This window comes from Streptomyces sp. NPDC013457 (genome assembly GCF_043089925.1).
In the GTDB taxonomy this organism is placed as follows: domain Bacteria; phylum Actinomycetota; class Actinomycetes; order Streptomycetales; family Streptomycetaceae; genus Streptomyces.
This window is the reverse complement of sequence record NZ_JBICBL010000005.1, coordinates 95,490-113,942: the sequence shown is the minus strand read 5'-3', so window position 1 is coordinate 113,942 and position 18,453 is coordinate 95,490. Positions and strand designations below refer to the sequence as shown.

General features: G+C 71.8%; 14 protein-coding genes. 8 read left to right on the top strand and 6 right to left on the bottom strand.

The genetic code is table 11. From position 1 onward, the window contains the following. The first annotated feature begins 75 nt into the window (after nt 1-75). The 5 genes from ACF1G2_RS15005 to ACF1G2_RS14985 all read left to right on the top strand — a co-directional run bounded on the left by ACF1G2_RS15005 (nt 76) and on the right by ACF1G2_RS14985 (nt 5,247). Entirely contained in the window at nt 76-828 is a 753-nt protein-coding gene (locus ACF1G2_RS15005) for a GntR family transcriptional regulator (RefSeq protein ID WP_391798669.1), read from the top strand. Between the two features lie 474 nt (nt 829-1,302). Next, the gene (locus ACF1G2_RS15000) at nt 1,303-1,482 is read left to right on the top strand and encodes an SPOR domain-containing protein (RefSeq protein ID WP_352192255.1); all 180 of its coding nucleotides are present in this window, start codon (nt 1,303-1,305) and stop codon (nt 1,480-1,482) included. 24 nt (nt 1,483-1,506) lie between these two features. Then, the gene (locus ACF1G2_RS14995; protein ID WP_391798668.1) at nt 1,507-1,950 is read left to right on the top strand and encodes a (deoxy)nucleoside triphosphate pyrophosphohydrolase; all 444 of its coding nucleotides are present in this window, start codon (nt 1,507-1,509) and stop codon (nt 1,948-1,950) included. 141 nt (nt 1,951-2,091) lie between these two features. Continuing rightward, entirely contained in the window at nt 2,092-2,511 is a 420-nt protein-coding gene (locus ACF1G2_RS14990) for an ATP-binding protein (protein ID WP_391798667.1), read from the top strand. A gap of 147 nt (nt 2,512-2,658) precedes the next feature. Then, nucleotides 2,659-5,247, top strand: a complete 2,589-nt coding sequence (locus tag ACF1G2_RS14985; protein ID WP_391798666.1) for a SpoIIE family protein phosphatase — start codon at nt 2,659-2,661, stop codon at nt 5,245-5,247. A gap of 38 nt (nt 5,248-5,285) precedes the next feature. Here the strand turns inward: ACF1G2_RS14985 and ACF1G2_RS14980 are convergent, their stop codons facing one another. Further along, nucleotides 5,286-5,993, bottom strand: coding sequence for a PspA/IM30 family protein (locus ACF1G2_RS14980; RefSeq protein WP_391798665.1), 708 nt, complete (start codon nt 5,991-5,993; stop codon nt 5,286-5,288). An 80-nt stretch (nt 5,994-6,073) separates the two neighbouring features. Further along, a complete protein-coding gene (locus ACF1G2_RS14975) occupies nt 6,074-8,212 on the bottom strand; it encodes a TPM domain-containing protein (RefSeq protein ID WP_391798664.1) in 2,139 nt (712 codons plus the stop codon). A gap of 127 nt (nt 8,213-8,339) precedes the next feature. Here ACF1G2_RS14975 and ACF1G2_RS14970 point away from each other — a divergent pair, with 127 nt between their 5' ends. Next, entirely contained in the window at nt 8,340-9,359 is a 1,020-nt protein-coding gene (locus ACF1G2_RS14970; RefSeq protein ID WP_391798663.1) for a hypothetical protein, read from the top strand. Nucleotides 9,360-9,429: 70 nt separating this feature from the next. Here ACF1G2_RS14970 and ACF1G2_RS14965 read toward each other — a convergent pair whose 3' ends face one another. From ACF1G2_RS14965 to ACF1G2_RS14950, 4 genes are all read right to left on the bottom strand, one after another. Further along, complete coding sequence (locus tag ACF1G2_RS14965) at nt 9,430-10,200, bottom strand: succinate dehydrogenase/fumarate reductase iron-sulfur subunit (RefSeq protein WP_391798662.1); 771 nt, start codon at nt 10,198-10,200, stop codon at nt 9,430-9,432. Further along, nucleotides 10,197-12,080: a fumarate reductase/succinate dehydrogenase flavoprotein subunit gene (locus ACF1G2_RS14960; RefSeq protein ID WP_391798661.1), complete on the bottom strand. Its 1,884-nt coding sequence runs from the start codon at nt 12,078-12,080 to the stop codon at nt 10,197-10,199. The genes ACF1G2_RS14965 and ACF1G2_RS14960 overlap by 4 nt, the downstream gene beginning before the upstream one ends. Before the next feature lies 1 nt (nt 12,081). Further along, the gene (locus ACF1G2_RS14955; protein WP_391798660.1) at nt 12,082-12,918 is read right to left on the bottom strand and encodes a hypothetical protein; all 837 of its coding nucleotides are present in this window, start codon (nt 12,916-12,918) and stop codon (nt 12,082-12,084) included. An 80-nt stretch (nt 12,919-12,998) separates the two neighbouring features. After that, nucleotides 12,999-13,229 (bottom strand): hypothetical protein, encoded by a 231-nt coding sequence (locus tag ACF1G2_RS14950; RefSeq protein ID WP_391798659.1) that lies wholly within the window; start codon nt 13,227-13,229, stop codon nt 12,999-13,001. A 260-nt stretch (nt 13,230-13,489) separates the two neighbouring features. On the opposite strand from ACF1G2_RS14950, the gene ACF1G2_RS14945 reads away from it, so the two are divergent. Together ACF1G2_RS14945 and typA are read left to right on the top strand one after the other, a co-directional pair. Beyond that, nucleotides 13,490-15,943: an ABC transporter family substrate-binding protein gene (locus ACF1G2_RS14945; protein ID WP_391798658.1), complete on the top strand. Its 2,454-nt coding sequence runs from the start codon at nt 13,490-13,492 to the stop codon at nt 15,941-15,943. 303 nt (nt 15,944-16,246) lie between these two features. Beyond that, nucleotides 16,247-18,148 carry a translational GTPase TypA gene (typA, locus tag ACF1G2_RS14940; protein WP_391798657.1) on the top strand — a complete coding sequence of 634 codons (1,902 nt, stop codon included), beginning with the start codon at nt 16,247-16,249 and terminating at the stop codon, nt 18,146-18,148. Nucleotides 18,149-18,453: the final 305 nt, after the last annotated feature.

Below are 18,453 nucleotides of genomic sequence, written 5' to 3'. Positions count from 1 at the left end.
CTCTGGCCCATGCTTGCGGGTGGCCACCGAGGGTTGTCAGGCTGTAGCTGTCCGTCAACCTGAGGGGAGTGTCCAGTGACGTTCGGTGAGCAGCCCGCCTATCTTCGCGTGGCGAGCGATCTTCGAGAGAAGATCGCCAACGGCTCGCTTCCGCCGCATACCCGACTCCCCTCGCAGGCGCGCATCCGCGAGGAGTACGGGGTCTCGGACACCGTGGCCCTCGAAGCCCGCAAGGTGCTGATGGCAGAGGGACTCGTCGAGGGCCGCTCCGGCTCGGGGACGTATGTGCGGGAGCGGCCGGTGCCGCGCAGGATCGCCCGCTCCGGGTACCGGCCGCCGTCCGGCGCCAATCCCTTCCGGCAGGAGCAGGCGGCGGACGGGGCGCGCGGTACCTGGGAGTCGAGCAGCGAGCAGGAGCACGCGAGCGCCGTCGTGGCGGAGCGGCTCGGCATCGAGCCGGGGGAGCGGGTGATGCGCACGCGCTACGTCTACCGGGACGGGGGCGAGCCGATGATGCTCTCCACCTCCTGGGAGCCGCTCGCGGTCACGGGGCGGACGCCCGTGATGCTGCCCGAGGAGGGGCCGCTCGGCGGCTGCGGAGTCGTGGAGCGCATGGCGGCGATCGACGTCGTCGTCGACAACGTGGTGGAGGAGGTCGGCGCCCGCCCGGGCCTCGCGGAGGAGCTCCTGGCGCTCGGCGGCGTCCCCGGCCATGTGGTGATGGTCGTCGAGCGGACGTACTACGCCTCGGGCCGCGCGGTGGAGACCGCCGAGGTCGTCGTCCCGGCCGACCGCTACCGCATCGCCTACCACCTCCCGGTGCGCTGAAGGAACCGCGCCTGCCGTTGTGCCGGTGACCCTCGTGCCCGAGAGCGCCGCGGGCCCCGGTCGGCTGCCCTCGTGACGGAGCCGCCCCGGCGCCCGCGCCTGGCCCGGAGCCAGCCAGATGCCCGCGCCCGCCGGAGCCGCCCCGGCGCCCGCGCCCGCCGGAGCCGCCCCGGCGCCCGCGCCCGCCGGAGTCGCCTCGCGGCCGGGTCGGGCCTGAGGCGTGCGGCGACGCCCGAGCCTGCCGGGGGCGGCCCGCGGCACCCGTGCCGGACGGAGTCGGTCGGCGCCGGGCCGCCCCGCGCCCCCGCCCGGGTCTGATCTTCGGCCGCCCTTCGTCAATTCCCGGCCGGATCCGTACCTCTTTGTGAAATCTCATATCCGCTGTGTAAAGGTCAGGCGTAAGGTCGGGCATATGCGGATTGCCATTTCAGGGAGATCCTTAGAGACGACCGGACCGGCGGAGGGAGATGGTCGATGACCGACAGTGGCCCTGTCCTGCCCTGGCTGGTGATACGGCAGGACGACAACGGGAACCGCTATCGGGTCGGGCGGTACGCGACGAGGGACGAGGCGCAGAAGGTCGCCGACAGTCTCGATGACCGGGGGCACAAGCAGCTCTACTGGGTGGAGCGGATCGGACAACCCGCGGTCTGACCTCCGCGGGATACGCTCCGGCCCATGACAGAACCCCACTCCGACCACGTGGCCGACCACGTGGTCGTGGTCGCCGGCGCCGTGTACGACAGGGGGCGTCTGCTGGCCGCGCGCCGCAGTGCCCCCGCCGAGCTGGCGGGGCGTTGGGAGCTCCCCGGCGGCAAGGTGGAGCCGGGCGAGAGCGCCGAAGCCGCGCTGGTCCGTGAGTTGCGCGAGGAACTCGGCGTCGAGACGGAGCCCGGTGAGCGCATCCCGGGCGAGTGGCCGCTGAAGCCCGGCTACGTCCTCCGGGTGTGGACCGCCCGCCTGCTCTCGGGTGAGCCCCGCCCGCTGGAGGACCACGACGAACTGCGCTGGCTGGCCCGTCATGAGCTGGACTCCGTCGACTGGCTCGACCAGGACCGGCCCGCCGTCGCCGAGGCCGGGCTGCGTCTGCCGCCCGTCGCCGCCGACGGGGCGCGGGGCTGAGGCCTTAACCCGTTCGTGCCACGGTGCTCCCCTTGGCCCACTCCCGCGATACCGCGCCCTCAATTCGGGTATGTGCTGATTAACCCCCCGAAATAGGACGTGGGCCTTCCTTCTGGTGATGGGTTGGGGAAGTGATCGGGAGTGATCGACACCGATGGCGACTGCGTCGAGTGGAACTTCCCGGCTGAGGCCAATGCCGTGCGCACCGCCCGCCACGCGGTGCGCGACACGCTTCGGACCTGGCGGATCGACTCGACGGTGGGTGACCTGACGGTCCTCCTGGTGAGCGAGCTGGTGACCAACTCCCTCCGCTATGCCTCCGGCCCCATCGGCGTCCGCCTCGTCCACCTCCATCCGGAGCCGGACGGCGACGCCCACCGCCCCGCCCTTCTCGTGGAGGTCTCTGATCCGCTTCCGGATCCGCCCACCGAACGCCCCGCAGGACCCGACGACGAGGGGGGTCGCGGTCTCCAGCTCGTGGCCGGTTCCGCTCGGAGCTGGGGGACCCGTCAAGACAGAACGGGCAAGACAGTGTGGTTCGAGCTGGCCCTGCCGGGTTAAGAGAGGGTTGGGACAACGATCACCGAGGGCTCGGCCGGAAATGAACGAGACCACCCTGTGATCGTGAACGTCGTGCCGTCGGGGGCCGTAGTGCTGAATACTGCGGGCATGGCCGGTCCGGTGCGGTGAGCTGGAGGGGACGGTCGCGTGAGCGAGATACCTGAGACGGCGAGCGGCTTCGTGTGGCAGAGCAGCCCGCCCGGCTCGATCTATGACTACATCAGGGTCGCCTCCTTCTCGATAGGGCCCGACGGGCTCGTCGACCAGTGGAGTCGCCGGGCCGTCGACCTCTTCGGCGTGCCTGCCGAAGAGGCCATGGGCAAGGATCCGGTCGAGGCCTTCATGCCTGCCGACCTGCGTGAACGCGGGCGGCTCAGGGTCGCCGAGATCCTCGACGGCCGTGAGTGGACGGGCCTCGTCCCCTTCCGGATCCCGGGCCAGGACCGCAGCGGGAGCCGGGACGGCATCGCCGAGATGTACGTCATGCCGAGCCGGACCACGACCGGGGAACGGGCCGCGCTCTGCATCGTCGTCGACGTACGGGCGCTGCGGCACATCGAGACCGACCTCGCCGCTTCGCAGGCGATTTTCGGCCAATCCCCTTTTGGTTTTCTGCTCTTCGGCACCGATCTCACCGTGAAGCGCGCCAACCAGCGCTTCGCCACCGTCTTCGGCGGCTCGGCGGACGACCACCGGGGCCGCACCGTCCACGACTACCTCTCCCGGCCCGAGGCCGACCGGATGACGGCCGCGCTCCAGAGCGTCCTGGAGACCGGTGAGTCCGTCACCGAACTGCAGATCGTCGGTGCCCCTCCGGGCTCCACCGACCGGCGCCACTGGTCGATCAACCTCTACCGCGTGCACAGCGGATCCGGCCGGCCCGTCGGCGTCGCCGGACTGGGCATCGACGTGACCCGCCGCCACAACGCGGCCCGCGAGGCGGCCAGCGCCCGCCGCAACCTCGCCCTCCTCAACGAGGCCGGCGCCCGCATCGGCAACTCCCTGGATCTGGAGGCCACCGCCCGGGAACTGCTCGACGTGTCCGTCCCCGGCTTCTGCGACCTCGCCTCCGTCGATCTCTACCAGGGGCTGCTGACCGGGGACGAGGCTCCGCCCGGACGGTGGGGGAGCTCCCACGACGTCGGCTACGGCGCGGGCAGCGCCGAGCTGCGCCGGGTCGCCTTCGCGAGCGCGGTGTCCGACACCCCGCTCCGCAACCCCGACGGAACGGCCGGCACCGACGCCGAAGGCGGCTGTTGCGGCACCGGCCCCGTCGAGGTCGGCGCCGTCCACCGCTACCCGTTCAACTCGCCCTGCGCCGGAGCCCTCCGCACCGGACAGGTCAGAACCGTCCCCGGCGCCGAGGGCGGTCTCGTCCACTCGACCCTCGTCGTGCCGATGGTCGCCCACGACACCGTCGTCGGCCTCGTCCAGTTCTCCCGGACCAAGGGCAGCGAGCCCTTCGGGGAGCGGGACCGGGCCCTCGCCGTCGAACTGGCCGCCCGCGCCGCGGTCTGCATCGACAACGCCCGCCTCTACCGCCGCGAGCACGAGCGGGCCCTGATCCTCCAGCGCAGCCTGCTTCCGCCCGGCGATCCCGAGGCCGCCGGTCTGGACATCGCCTGCCGCTATCTCCCCGGCACCACGGCCACCGAGGTCGGCGGCGACTGGTTCGACGTCATCGAACTCCCCGGCCATCGCACCGCCCTGGTCATCGGGGACGTCATGGGCCGCGGCCTGCGCGCCGCCGTCGCCATGGGCGAACTGCGCACCGCCGTCCGCACCCTGGCCCAGCTCGACCTGGAACCCGCGGAGGTGCTCTCCCACCTCGACGAGATCGCCCGCGGCCTCGGCGCACCCGTGGGAGCCCAGCAGAGCGCCCGCGCCCACAAGCCCCGTGGGCCGGAGCTCTCCGAGGTCTACCTCGCCACCTGCGTCTACGCCGTCTACGACCCCGTCACCCGGCGCTGCACCTTCGCCAACGCCGGCCACCTTCCGCCGGTCCTCGTCGAACCGGGCGAGAAGGCCCTGCTCCTCGACGTGCCGCCGGGGATGCCGCTCGGCGTCGGCGGAGAGCCCTTCGAAGAGGTGGAGGTCGAACTGCCCGAGGGCGCCCTGCTGGCCCTCTACACCGACGGGCTCGTCGAGTCCCGCGACCATCCGCTCGACGAGGGGCTCAGCGCCTTCCGCAGCGCGCTCACGGACTCGGCCCTGCCCCTCGAGGACGTCTGCGACCGGGTGCTGTCCACCCTCGACACCGAGCACGGCGAGGACGACATCGCCCTCCTGATGGCCCGTATCCAGGGACTGCCGGCCGACGCCGTCGGGGACTGGCGGCTGCCCCGTGAGCCCCGCTCGGTCGGCCGGGCCCGCGAACTGGCGCGCGCCCAGCTCACCGCCTGGGACCTCGAGCCGCTCGTGGACACCGTCGAGCTCCTGGTCAGCGAACTGGTCACCAACGCCCTGCGGTACGGCGAGGGCGAGATCCGGCTCCGGCTGCTCCGCGACCGGACCCTCGTCTGCGAGGTCTGGGACTCCGGGCTCGTGCAGCCACGGCGACGCCGGGCACGGGACACCGACGAGGGCGGGCGCGGACTGCAGCTGGTCGGGCTGCTCAGCGCCGCCTGGGGCTCGCGCCGCACCCCCCGCGGCAAGACCGTCTGGTTCGAACTGCCCCTGCCGGACGGCGAGGGGGCCGCTGAGCCTACGGTGGAGCAGCTCCTGAGCATGTTCTGACCGGTGCCGCACCACCCCGCGTGCGGGCGGGGTGGGCGCTACCGCTTCAGCGCCGCGAGCCGCGCCTCGATCTCCGCGCTGTCGCCGAGCGTGTCCAGCTGCTCGAACTGGGCGTCCAGCGAGGAGGCGGCCAGCTCCTGCTTGCCCATCGCCTTCGCCTCCTCCCGCCGCACCTTGTCCTCGAACCGGCTCAGCTCGCTCGTCGGGTCCAGCACGTCGATGTTCTTCACGGCGTCCATCATCCGGTTCTGCGCCTGCGCGGAGGCGGCCCGGGCGACCAGCTCGTCGCGCTTCGCCTGCAGCTCGCCCAGCTTGGCCTTCATCTGGTCCAGGCCGGTCTTGAGCTTCTCCACGACCTCGGTCTGGGCCGCGATCGTCGGCTCGGCCGTCCTCGCCTCCTTCTCCGACTGGAGCTGGCGCCCCAGCGCGACCTTCGCCAGGTTGTCGAACCGGTCCGCCTCCGCCGTCTGCCCGCCCGCCCGTAGCTCGTCGCCCTTTCTGCTCGCGGCCAGCGCCTTGTCGCCCCACTCCTTCGCCGCGGCCGTGTCCTCCTGGTGGTCCTGCTCCATCAGCCGCAGATTGCCGATCGTCGCCGCGACCGCCTCCTCCGCCTCCGTGATGTTGTCGCTGTAGTCGCGGATCAGCTGGTCCAGCATCTTCTGCGGGTCCTCCGCCTGGTCCAGCAGCGCGTTGATGTTGGCCTTCGCCAGCTGGGTGACGCGGCCGAGGACGGTCTGCTTCGTCATGGTCCTTCTCCTTGAGGGTGGTGAGCAGGGTGAGCACGAGGTGCACGGTGCGCGCGATGAGCGCGATGAGCCGTGAAGGGTCAGAAGCGGCCGCCGCCGCCCAGCCGGCCGCGGGTCCCCCCACCGCCGAAACGCCCGGGTCCGCCACCGAAACCGCCCCCACCGAACCCGCCCCCGCCGAATCCCCCGCCATGACCCCCGCCTCCCCTTCCTCCGTCGAACAGCCCGCCGAGGATGATGCCGCCGAGCACCGCTCCGCCGAGCCCGCCGCCGCCACCTCCCACCCCTGTTACACCGCCCAGCCCGTTCGGGTTCCCATACGTCCGGACGTCCTGCTCGGCGAGGTCCTGCGCCCGCCGGGCCAGCGCGTCCGCCTGCTGGGCCTCGCCCAGGCCCGCCTGCGGGTCGTCGGCCTCACCCAGGGCCGCCGCCTTCCCCAGCCGGCGCTGGGCCTCGGCCAGACGCGTGCGGGCCTCGCTGCCCACGGCCGCGCGATGGGTGGTGATGTAGTCGGCCGCCGCCCCGATGGCGGAACGGGCCGTCAGCATCGTCTGGTCGAGGAGGGCGCGGGCGCGCCGCGCGCCCGACTCCCGCTCCCGTGCGCCCGCCAGCGCCTCGTCGAGCGCCGCGTCGGCCTCCTCGATGCGGCGCAGCGCGTCCAACGGGTCGTGGCGGCCCGCGTCCACCGTCCGCCGTACATCGGCGACGACCGCCTCCGCGCGGGCGATACGGCCCTGGAGGTCGGCGGTGGAGACCCCCTCGGCCGTGCCCTGGAGCAGTCCGCGGGCGTCGGCGAGGTCGGCCTCGGTCTCCGAGAGGGCGGTCGTCAGCTTGCCCACGGCCTCCGCCAGCTCCTTGGCGCGCCGGTCGACGGCCTCGCTCAGCCGGGCCGCCTGGTCGACCGCGCCCTCGGCCGCCCGGATGTGGACGGCCGCGGCGCCGTTGTCGCCCGCCTCGACGGCCTGCCGAGCGCGCTCCACGTGTGTCGTCGCGAACACCAGCCGGTCCTTGGCCTGTTCGACGTCGCTCGCCACGGGGGAGGCCGCGGACTCGGCGTACCGTTCCCGCATCGCGGTCAGCGCCGCCTCCGCCGTGCCGACCCGTCCCGACTGCTCGCGGAACGCGGCCTCGACGGCGGCCAGCGCCTCGGGGGCGTCGCGCTCCAGGGCCCGGAGCCGGTCGAAGTCCTCGGACCGGGCGTCCAGGCGCGCGTTCGCGTCGGCGCAGCGCCGGACGATCTCCTCGAGCATCGAGCGGCGGGTCGCGTCGTCCTCGGGGAAGGCGTCGTCGAGCTTCTGGCGGAGCCGGAACGCGGCCGTCAGCTCCTCCTTCGCGAACGCCATGGCCTCGGTGAAGGGCCCGACCGCCTCCTCGCCGAACTGGGCGGTCGCGAAGCCGAGTTCCTCCTGGCTGGTCCGGACGGCGTCGTCCGTGGCGACCAGCGCCTGCCGGGCCCGCCCGTCCAGCTCGGCGAGCGTCGGCGGCGCGGGTTCCTTCGGAGCGCCCCAGCCCTGGCCGCCCGGCGTGCCCCCGCCCGCCCCCGCCTTCGTGCCGTGGCCCGGACCCGCGCCCGCTGCGGGCCGCCGGCGGCGCTTGTTCCAGGCGTACGCGGCGACGACGCCGGCCCCGCCGACGAGGACGACGGGCAGGACGAGGTCCGACCCGGAGGTGCCGTCGTCCACCGTGCCGCCGGGATCGGCGTCGCCCGGGGTGATCGTGGGGGTGATCACCGGCTGCCCGGCGAGGACCGCGTCGTAGCCGTTCGCCGCGCCGATCGCCGCCCCCGCCCAGTCGTTCTGCCGGAGGGGCGGCTCGATCGCTGTCCGGGCGACGTCGTCGAGCTGCGCCTGGGTGAAGCGGGAGGCCGGGTCGGCCGAGTAGCCGTACTGCCGGTCGTGTGTGGCCACCGCGAGCAGGAGGTCGTCGACGCCCAGGCCGTTGCGCTCGGCCGTGGCGTCGGCCCAGCTCTGGGCCGGGCGACCGGAGAAGTCCCGTACGTACACGACGAAGAGCTGGACGCGCCGGTCGTCGTAGAGCTGGTCCAGGGCCCGGACGACCGCGCCGCGCCGGTCCCCGAGCGCGTCCACCGTGTCCGTGATCTGCCCCTCGCGGGACAGCACGACGGGGTCGTCGGCGCGGGCGCCGTGAACGGCGGGCACGGTCAGCCACCACGCCGCCACCAGCACCGCGAGGAGGGCTCGGCTGGCTGTTCGCGTCACATGGGGAGGTTATGTCCCGGTCTGTTAGCCCGCGACCGGGCGGAACCGCATCCTCGGCCCCGAGCGTCACTGTCAGTAGCCGCTCCTAGGGTGGTGATCACGACATCGACGATCTCGGGGGGCTCGGGTGAACGGACGCGTACGCGGCTGGTGGAGGCGGGGGCGATGGATCGCTCTCGGTCTCGTCCTGCTTCTGGTCCTGCCCCTGGCAGGCAGCGCCGTCGCCCTGCGCGTCAACTACGCGGGCGACCTCCAGGACGGGACGAAGACCCGCGGCAAGGACGCGATCTGGCTGGGCCACGCCTGGGTGGACGGCCGGAAGAAGGACGCCGACCTCGCCGAGTTCGCCGCCCGTGTCAAGGGGACCGGCATACGCGACCTCTACGTCCACGCCGGGCCGCTGGAGCACGACGGCACGCTGCCCGCCGCCCGCTACCCCCGGGCGGCGTGGCTGATCCAGAGCGTCCACCGCACGATGCCCGGCATACGCGTGCACGCCTGGCTCGGCGACATCCTGGCCACCGAGGGGCCCGAGGGGCTCCGTCTGGAGGACGCGGCCTCACGGACCGCCGTGGTGGGATCCGCCCGGCAGATCCTCGACGCCGGCTTCGACGGGGTCCACTTCGACCTGGAGCCGCTGCTCTCGGACGACGCGCACTACCTGTCCCTCCTCGACGACCTCGGTGAGCTGACCCGGGCGCGCAAGGTCCCGCTCTCCGTCGCCGCCCACCAGATCGACCCGCTGCCCGCCCTGCACTCGGTGAACGGCGCGGTCAGCGGCAGCGAGAAGTGGTGGTCGCAGGAGTTCTTCGGGCAGGTCGCGCGCAGGGTCGACCAGATAGCCGTCATGTCGTACGACACGTGGATGCCGTTGGAGAGCCTCTACGGCGGATACGTCGCCCAGCAGACGAGCCTCGCCCTGGAGGTCACGCCGAAGGACACCGACCTGCTCATGGGCCTGCCCTTCTTCCACGAGGACGACCTCGGCCACCACGACTCGGCGGAGACCGTGGCGGCCGCGATCCGCGGCACCCGGCTGGGCCTGGGGCGCACGGACCGCGACCGCGAACGGTTCGGAGTCGCGCTCTACGTCGACTTCGCCGCGAAGGAGGGGGACTGGACGGCCTACCGCGAGGGCTGGCACTGACCCGCCCGCTCCACACCGGCCGGCGCCGCGCGGGCGGGACGGCCCCAGGGCCCGTCCTCCGGATGATGCCCTAGCCCTCGCGGCGCCGGATCTTGTTGCCCAGCCACACCAGCGGGTCGTACTTGCGGTCCACGGCCCGCTCCTTCAGCGGGATCAGGGCGTTGTCCGTGATCTTGATGTCCTCCGGACACACCTCCGTACAGCACTTGGTGATGTTGCAGTACCCGAGCCCGTGCTCGTCCTGCGCCGTCCGCCGCCGGTCGAGGCCGGCCTCCGCCGCCGAGTCCAGCGGGTGCATGTCCAGCTCCGCGACCCGCATCAGGAAGCGCGGCCCGGCGAACGCCCCCTTGTTCTCCTCGTGGTCACGGACCACATGGCAGGTGTCCTGGCACAGGAAGCACTCGATGCACTTACGGAACTCCTGCGAGCGCTCCACGTCCACCTGCCGCATCCGGTACTCGCCCGGAGCGACCCCCTCCGGCGGCACGAAGGCCGGGATCTCGCGCGCCTTCGCGTAGTTGAAGGACACGTCCGTCACCAGGTCGCGTACGACCGGAAAGGCCCTCAGCGGCGTGATCGTCAGAGTCTCCGTGCGGTCGAAGGTCGACATCCGGGTCATGCACATCAGCCGGGGCCGCCCGTTGATCTCGGCCGAGCACGAACCGCACTTGCCCGCCTTGCAGTTCCAGCGCACGGCCAGATCCGGGGCCTGTGTGGCCTGCAGCCGGTGGACGATGTCGAGGACCACCTCGCCGTCGTTCACCTCGACCGTGAAGTCCCTCAGTTCCCCGCCGTCGGTGTCGCCCCGCCACACCCGGAAGTGCGCGTCATAGGTACTCACTCGTACAGCTCCTCCTCGGCCAGGTACTTGACCAGCTCCTCCTTCTCGAACAGCGCGAGGAGGTCCGGACGAATGGGTTCCGTACGGGTGCGTTCGAGGGCGATGCCCTCCTCCGCCGGATGGCACAGCAGGTTCACCGGACGCCACGCCCGGTCCATCGACGGGTAGTCCTCCCGGGTGTGCCCGCCCCGGCTCTCGGTCCGCTCCAGCGCGGCCCGGGCCACGCACTCGCTCACGAGCAGCATGTTCCGCAGGTCGAGCGCCAGGTGCCAGCCCGGGTTGAACTGCCGGTGTCCCTCGACCCCGGCGCGCCGGGCCCGATCGCGCAGCGCGGCGATCCGCTCCAGGGCCTCGGCCATCTCGCCCTCCCGCCGGATGATGCCGACGAGGTCGTTCATCGTCTGCTGGAGCTCCTGGTGGAGGGTGTACGGATTCTCCGCCGACGGCTCCTCCGCCGCCCCGAACGGAGCCAGCGCCTCCGCTGCCGCCTCTGCGACCCCGGCTTCGGACACGCCCTCCCGGGAGGCGGCGGCCGCGTGCTCCGCGGCGTGCCACCCCGCCCGCCGCCCGAAGACCAGCAGGTCCGAGAGCGAGTTCCCGCCGAGCCGGTTCGAGCCGTGCATCCCGCCCGCGACCTCGCCCGCCGCGAAGAGCCCCGGCACGCCCACGGTCGCCGCGGTGTCGGACTCGACCGCGACCCCGCCCATCACGTAGTGGCAGGTAGGCCCGACCTCCATCGCCTCCGCCGTGATGTCGACGTCCGCCAGCTCCTTGAACTGGTGGTACATCGAGGGCAGCCGCCGCTTGATCACCTCGGCCGGCATCCGGGTCGACACGTCGAGGAAGACGCCGCCGTGCGGCGAGCCGCGCCCCGCCTTCACCTCGGCGTTGATGGCCCGCGCCACCTCGTCGCGCGGCAGTAGCTCGGGCGGGCGCCGGTTGTTGTCCGGGTCCTCGTACCAGCGGTCGCCCTCCGCCTCCGTCTGCGCGTACTTCTCCTTGAAGACGTCGGGGACGTAGTCGAACATGAACCGCTTGCCGTCGGAGTTGCGCAGCACCCCGCCGTCGCCGCGCACCGACTCGGTGACAAGGATCCCCTTCACCGACGGCGGCCAGACCATCCCGGTCGGATGGAACTGCACGAACTCCATGTTCACCAGCGGCGCGCCCGCGAGCAGCGCCAGGGCGTGCCCGTCGCCGGTGTACTCCCAGGAGTTGGACGTGACCTTGAAGGACTTGCCGATCCCGCCGGTCGCCAGGACGACGGCCGGCGCCTCCAGGACGAAGAAGCGGCCGGTCTCCCGTTCGTAGCAGAAGACCCCCGCGACCCGCCCCGACCCGTCCCGCAGGACGCGCGTCACCGTGCACTCCTGGAAGACCTTCAGCCGGGACTCGTACTCCCCGCTCTCCCGGAAGTCCTCCTGCTGGAGGGCGACCGTCTTCTGCTGGAGCGTACGGATCAGCTCGAGCCCCGTCCGGTCGCCGACGTGCGCGAGGCGCGGGTACTCGTGGCCGCCGAAGTTGCGCTGGGAGATCCGGCCGTCCGGCGTACGGTCGAAGAGGGCGCCCCAGGCCTCCAGTTCCCACACCCGCTCGGGCGCCTCGCGCGCGTGGAGCTCCGCCATCCGCCACTGGTTGAGGAACTTCCCGCCGCGCATGGTGTCGCGGAAGTGGACCTGCCAGGTGTCGTGCGGGTTGGCGTTGGCCATGGAGGCGGCGATGCCGCCCTCGGCCATCACCGTATGGGCCTTGCCGAACAGGGACTTGCAGATCACCGCCGTCCTCGCGCCCCGCTCGCGCGCCTCGATCGCGGCGCGCAGGCCGGCGCCGCCCGCGCCGACCACGACCACGTCCCACTGCTGCCGCTCGACTTGCGCCATGTCAGAAGATCCTCGGGTCGTCGAAGGTGCCGGTGGCGAGCAGGTACACGTACAGGTCGCAGACCGCGACGGAGACCAGAGAGGCCCACGCGAGCAGCATGTGACGGGCGTTGAGCCTCCCGACCAGGTTCCACATGCGGTAGCGCACGGGATGCCGGGAGAAGTGCCGCAGCCGCCCGCCGACGATGTGCCGGCAGGAGTGGCAGGAGAGGGTGTACGCCCAGATCAGCACGGTGTTGATCAGGAAGATCACGGTTCCCAGACCCGCGTGCCCCCAGGCGTACGACGAGTCCCGGAAGGTCAGCACGGCGTCGTACGTGAGGATCGCGGCGACCGGCAGCGCGGTGTAGAAGAAGTACCGGTGGATGTTCTGCAGGATCAGCGGGAAGCGGGTCTCGCCGGTGTACGTCCGGTGGGGTTCGGCGACGGCACAGGCCGGGGGCGAGGCCCAGAACCCCCGGTAGTACGCCTTGCGGTAGTAGTAGCAGGTCAGCCGGAAGCCGAGGGGGAAGACCAGGATCAGCAGGGCGGGGGAGAGGCCCCACCAGCTGCCGAAGATCTCCCAGTTGGGCCCGCCCTTCATGGGGACGCAGTTCTCGGCCAGGCAGGGCGAGTAGAAGGGCGAGACGTACGGGGCCGCGTAGTAGTCGCTGTTGGCGAAGGCTCGCCAGGTGGAGTAGGCGACGAAGGCGAGCAGTCCGGCGGCGGTGGCGGCCGGCGCCAGCCACCAGCGGTCGGTGCGCAGATGGCGCGGGGCGATGGCCGCACGGGAAGGGGAGTGCACGCCGGTGGCGCGCACCCCCCTTCCTGTGGACGGCGGTTCGGTTCCTGTGGCCAAGGTCGGTCTCCTCGGGAGCGTTCCGACTGTCGGTCTCCTGGGGCCTCCAGCGGCTGCCGCTCTCCCGGAGGCCGCGGGCCCTAGGGTGCCCGCCGGTCGCGGGCCCCCAGGCCCTCGTCGTCCGTGTCCGATCCCCAGAGCGCGCTGTCGTACGGCGTGTCGGGGATGGTCACGAGGTTCTCGGGCCGGCCGGCGGCCGGTGGCGCGGTGGCGCCCCGTTCCGCCGCGACGCTGCGTTCCAGCTGTCCGACCGTGCGGACCAGGTCTTCGAGGCAGCGCTTGACAGCCGCCAAATCATCCTGAACGGACATGGGTTGCCCTCACTTCCGCGAGTGCGGGTGGCGAACACGCGCCTGAGAGTGTCGCGCGTCACATCCCGCTTGTGAAGCCATGTGTACGGGATTCCACTCGTCCGGTGAGCCGCGCCGCCCGGCGGTTGGGCCGCACGGGTGGGGTTTGGCCGCCACGCCGCCGTGTCGGCGCGGCCGGATCCGTTACGTCGCTTTCAGTGTATGAGCAATAGGTGTGATCATCTCCAAATGCCATAAAACTGGACGAAGGGGTACAAGTCATGTCCCAGGTCGGCGCCCCTCGCGGGAGGACATGCTCCAGGAGCCCCCGCTCCCGCACGCTCCGCTCCGCCGCCACGCTCACCAGCGCGGTGCTCGCCATCACCGTCCTCGCCGGATGCAGCTCCGGCGACGAGGCCGACGAGGCCCCGGCCGCCGCCCCGGACCACGCTCCGGCAGCCCGCGACAAGGTCGCCGACGGCGGCACGCTGAACTGGGCCGTGGACGCGATGCCGACCACGCTCAACGCCTTCCAGGCCGACGCCGACGGAGCGACGTCGCGCGTCGCCGGAGCCGTGCTCCCCGCGCTCTACACCCTCGACGAGCGGGGCCGGCCCCGGCGCAACGCGGACTATCTGGAGTCCGCGCAGGTGATCGAGACGGAGCCCAAGCAGGTCGTCCTCTACAAGCTCAACCAGCAGGCGGTGTGGAGCGACGGCCGGGAGATCGGCGCGCCCGACTTCGTCGCGCAGTGGCGGGCCCTGAACGGCCGGGACACCGCGTACTGGACCGCCCGCAACGCCGGCTACGAGCGGATCGAGAAGATCGAGCGCGGCAAGGACGACCTGGAGGTACGGGTCACCTTCGCCCGGCCGTACGCCGACTGGCAGTCCCTCTTCACCCCCCTCTACCCGAAGGAGGTGACGGGGACCCCGAACGCCTTCAACGACGGTGCCCGCACCACCCTGAAGGCGACCGCAGGACCGTTCCTTCTGAAGGCCGCCGACAGCAAGGCCGCCACCGTCACGCTCGTCCGCAACCCCCGCTGGTGGGGCCAGTCCGCCAAGCTCGACCAGGTCGTCCTGCGTGCCGTGCCGCGCGACGAGCGTCTTGCGGCGCTGGTCGCGGGCAAGCTCGATCTGGCCGAGATCGATCGGTCGGCCGCCGACCGCATCGCCCTCGCGGCGCGGGACGCCCAGGCCGGCCGGAGTGCGGGACAGCCGCTCGCCCACGGCCCGGGCGCCGCGATCACCCCGTCGGCGGCCCTGAAGTCCTGGGCGCTGGCGAACGGCTCCGACGAGGGCAAGGCGCAGGCCGTCCAGGCCGCGCGCGAGAAGAACCAGCAGGCCATCGACGGGTACGCGGCCGAGCAGCGGGCCCTGGGCACGTTCGTGGTCCGCAAGTCCCTGGAGCCCGCGTACACCCAGCTCTCCCTGAACGGCGAGAGCGGTCCGCTCTCGGACGAGCGGGTACGCCGGGCGGTGGCGCGCGCCCTCGACCGCCAGGAACTGGCCGAAGCCGTACTCAAGCCGCTCGGGCTGCCCGCCCGTCCCCCCGGCAGCCACCTGGCGCTCGCGGGACAGGCGGCGTACGCGGACAGCAGCGACGCGCTCGGCGACCAGGACGCCAAGGAGGCGCGGGCGCTGCTCGCGGACGCGGGCTGGGTCCCCGGCGGCGCGAACAAGAAGCCCGCCGGGACGAAGGCCGGCAGCGAGGCCGAGGAGAAGAAGGCCGAGGAGAAGAAGGCCAAGGAGAAGGCGGCCGACGAGAAGAAGGCCGAGTCGGAGAAGAAGGACGAGAAGGCGGAGAAGGCCGACCCGAAGGACAAGGCCGGCTCGGCCGAGGAGGCCGGGAAGCCCGAGGCCGCCGACGCCGCCTCCGACGAAGGCCTCTACATCGTCGGCGACGACAAGCCGGCCGCCGCCACCGCGGGCGAGCCCGTGATCGGCGCCGAAGGCCCGGAGAACGGCACCACCGTCGTCGCCCCGGCCCCCGGGCTGCTGCACCGGGCCGCCCTGCTCGACAACGAGCCCGCCGCCCGCGCCGACGGTTCCGGTGGCACCGAGGCCAAGGCGCAGAACCCGGCCCGTCCCGACCAGGGCGCCCCCGGGGCCTACGCCCCGCGCGGCACCGCGGCCCCCGCCGTCCCCGCGGGCGCGTCCCAGGCACTCGGCAAGGACGGCGAACCGCTGAACCTCCGCTTCGTCCTGCCCTCGGGTCCGGGCTCGGAGTCGCTCCGCGCCGTCGGGGACAAGATCGTCCGGATGCTCGACGCGGTCGGCATCCGCACGGAGGTCACCAAGGTCGCCGACGAGAGCTTCTTCAAGGACCACATCGCCTCCGGCGACTACGACCTGGCCCTCTACTCCTGGCCCGCCTCCGCCTTCCCCGCGACCGACGCCCGGCCGATCTACGCCAAGCCCGAGGCGGCCTCGGACGGCTCCCTCCTGGTCGAGCAGAACTACTCCCGTGTCGGCACCGACCGGATCGACCAGCTGTTCGACCAGGCGGTGTCCACGCTCGACGAGAAGGAGGCGCTGGACCTGGTCCGCCAGGCCGACGCCCGGATCTGGGCCGCCGCCGGATCGATTCCCCTCTACCAGCGCCCCCAGCTGGTGGCGGCCAAGCCCGAGCTCGTGAACGCCGGCGCCTGGGGCTTCGCGGCCCCGCGTTACCAGGACATCGGGTTCAAGAAGCCCGAATCCGCCAAGGGTGCGGAGCGCAACACCAAGTAGGCGAAACCGCAGGTCACAACCTCAGATGCAGCTCAATTTCCTTGCCCGCCGGCGCTCCCGGCGGGCAGGATCACGTCCGGCCCCTTGACCCGGCCGTCTCCGCACGACCAGTGCCCCTCCTCATCCCCAGTGCACCGCACCACCGAGGCGTCCCCACGCCTCCGGCAGACCTTCTCGAATCAAGGCGGGGAAGCCCCTTGCGCGGCGGCCCCGTACCATAGGACATAGCCGTGGCGCGTCCGCCCGGCGGGCGTAAGAGGAACTGACGCCGCATCCCACGATCCGAGAGAAGCGCAAGCACCCATGCCCACGCGCCACGACATCCGTAACGTCGCCATCGTCGCCCACGTCGACCATGGCAAGACGACCATCGTCGACGCCATGCTCAAGCAGGCCGGTGCCTTCGCCGCCCACCAGCAGCTCGACGACCGCATGATGGACTCGAACGACCTGGAGCGTGAGAAGGGCATCACGATCCTCGCCAAGAACACGGCGGTGAAGTATCACCCCAAGGACGGCGGGGCCCCGATCACGATCAACATCATCGACACCCCCGGTCACGCCGACTTCGGTGGCGAGGTCGAGCGTGGTCTGTCGATGGTGGACGCGGTCGTCCTCCTCGTGGACGCCTCCGAGGGTCCGCTCCCGCAGACCCGCTTCGTGCTGCGCAAGGCCCTCCAGCAGCGCAAGCCCGTCATCCTCTGCATCAACAAGACGGACCGCCCGGACTCTCGGATCGACGAGGTCGTCAACGAGACCTACGACCTCTTCCTCGACCTGGACGCGGACGAGGACCAGATCGAGTTCCCGATCGTCTACGCCTGCGGCCGTGACGGCATCGCCTCGCTGACCAAGCCGGAGAACGGCACGGTCCCGCAGGACTCCGAGAACCTGGAGCCGTTCTTCTCCGCCATCCTGGAGCACGTCCCGGCTCCGGTGTACGACGAGGAGGCCCCGCTCCAGGCGCACGTCACCAACCTGGACGCCGACAACTTCCTCGGCCGTATCGCGCTCCTCCGCGTCGAGCAGGGCGAGCTGCGCAAGGGCCAGACGGTCGCGTGGATCAAGCGTGACGGTTCGATCTCCAACGTTCGCATCACCGAGCTGATGATGACCGAGGCGCTCACCCGCAAGCCCGCCGAGGTCGCGGGCCCCGGTGACATCTGCGCCGTCGCCGGTATCCCGGACATCATGATCGGCGAGACCCTGGCCGACCCGGAGAACCCGATCGCGCTGCCGCTGATCACGGTCGACCAGCCGGCCATCTCCATGACCATCGGCACCAACACCTCGCCGCTCGTCGGCCGCGGTGGCACGGGCAAGGGCGCGGACGCCAAGGCCGCGGTCAAGAACCGCAAGGTCACCGCCCGCCAGGTCAAGGACCGTCTGGACCGCGAGCTGATCGGTAACGTCTCGCTCCGCGTCCTCGACACCGAGCGTCCCGACGCCTGGGAGGTCCAGGGCCGTGGTGAGCTCGCGCTCGCCATCCTGGTCGAGCAGATGCGCCGCGAGGGCTTCGAGCTCACCATCGGCAAGCCGCAGGTCGTCACCAAGGAGGTCGACGGCAAGATCCACGAGCCCGTCGAGCGCCTCACGGTCGACGTGCCCGAGGAGCACATGGGCGCGGTCACGCAGCTCATGGGTGTCCGCAAGGGCCGCATGGACAACATGTCGAACCACGGCTCCGGCTGGGTCCGCATGGAGTTCGTCGTTCCGTCCCGTGGCCTCATCGGCTTCCGTACGGAGTTCCTGACCAACACCCGTGGTACGGGCATCGCCCACTCGATCCACGAGGGCCACGAGCCGTGGTTCGGCACCCTGACGACCCGTAACAACGGTTCGCTGGTCGCCGACCGCGCGGGTGCGGTCACCGCCTTCGCGATGACCAACCTCCAGGAGCGCGGCGTCCTGTTCACCGACCCCGGCACCGAGGTGTACGAGGGCATGATCGTCGGCGAGAACTCGCGCTCCGACGACATGGACGTGAACATCACCAAGGAGAAGAAGCTCACCAACATGCGCTCCTCCTCCGCCGACTCCTTCGAGGCGATCGTCCCGCCGCGCAAGCTCTCCCTGGAGCAGTCGCTGGAGTTCTGCCGCGACGACGAGTGCGTCGAGGTGACCCCGGAGGCCGTGCGCATCCGCAAGGTCGTCCTGGACCAGAACCAGCGCGGTCGCACGGCGTCGCGCGCCAAGAACGGCTGACCTGAGCCACACCGGCGACGGCCCCCGCGGGATTCCCGCGGGGGCCGTCGCCTGTTCCGGAACCTTCCCGGAGCCCTCCCGGGACCTCCCGGGACCTCCCGGGACGACTCCCCAGACCCTCCCGGAACCCACCGGTCGGAGGGGCACAGCGTGGCGAATCTGACACTTCGGATGGGCGGGAAGCCGTCAAACCGATTTCCCGTCCCACTGTTCGATTTCCGGACGTCGCTCTCCGGAACGTGTGTTAACGGTCCGTTTCGGGGGTGTCTGTCTGTGATCAGTTTGTCCGGATTTCGGTCTCAAGG

Excerpts from the sequence above, each read along its gene's own strand:
- ACF1G2_RS15000 (WP_352192255.1), top strand. The coding sequence starts at position 1,303 with ATGACCGACAGTGGCCCTGTCCTGCCCTGGCTGGTGATACGGCAGGAC.
- ACF1G2_RS14995 (WP_391798668.1), top strand. The coding sequence starts at position 1,507 with ATGACAGAACCCCACTCCGACCACGTGGCCGACCACGTGGTCGTGGTC.
- ACF1G2_RS14980 (WP_391798665.1), bottom strand. The coding sequence starts at position 5,993 with ATGACGAAGCAGACCGTCCTCGGCCGCGTCACCCAGCTGGCGAAGGCC.
- ACF1G2_RS14960 (WP_391798661.1), bottom strand. The coding sequence starts at position 12,080 with ATGGCGCAAGTCGAGCGGCAGCAGTGGGACGTGGTCGTGGTCGGCGCG.
- ACF1G2_RS14950 (WP_391798659.1), bottom strand. The coding sequence starts at position 13,229 with ATGTCCGTTCAGGATGATTTGGCGGCTGTCAAGCGCTGCCTCGAAGAC.
- ACF1G2_RS14945 (WP_391798658.1), top strand. The coding sequence starts at position 13,490 with ATGTCCCAGGTCGGCGCCCCTCGCGGGAGGACATGCTCCAGGAGCCCC.
- typA (WP_391798657.1), top strand. The coding sequence starts at position 16,247 with ATGCCCACGCGCCACGACATCCGTAACGTCGCCATCGTCGCCCACGTC.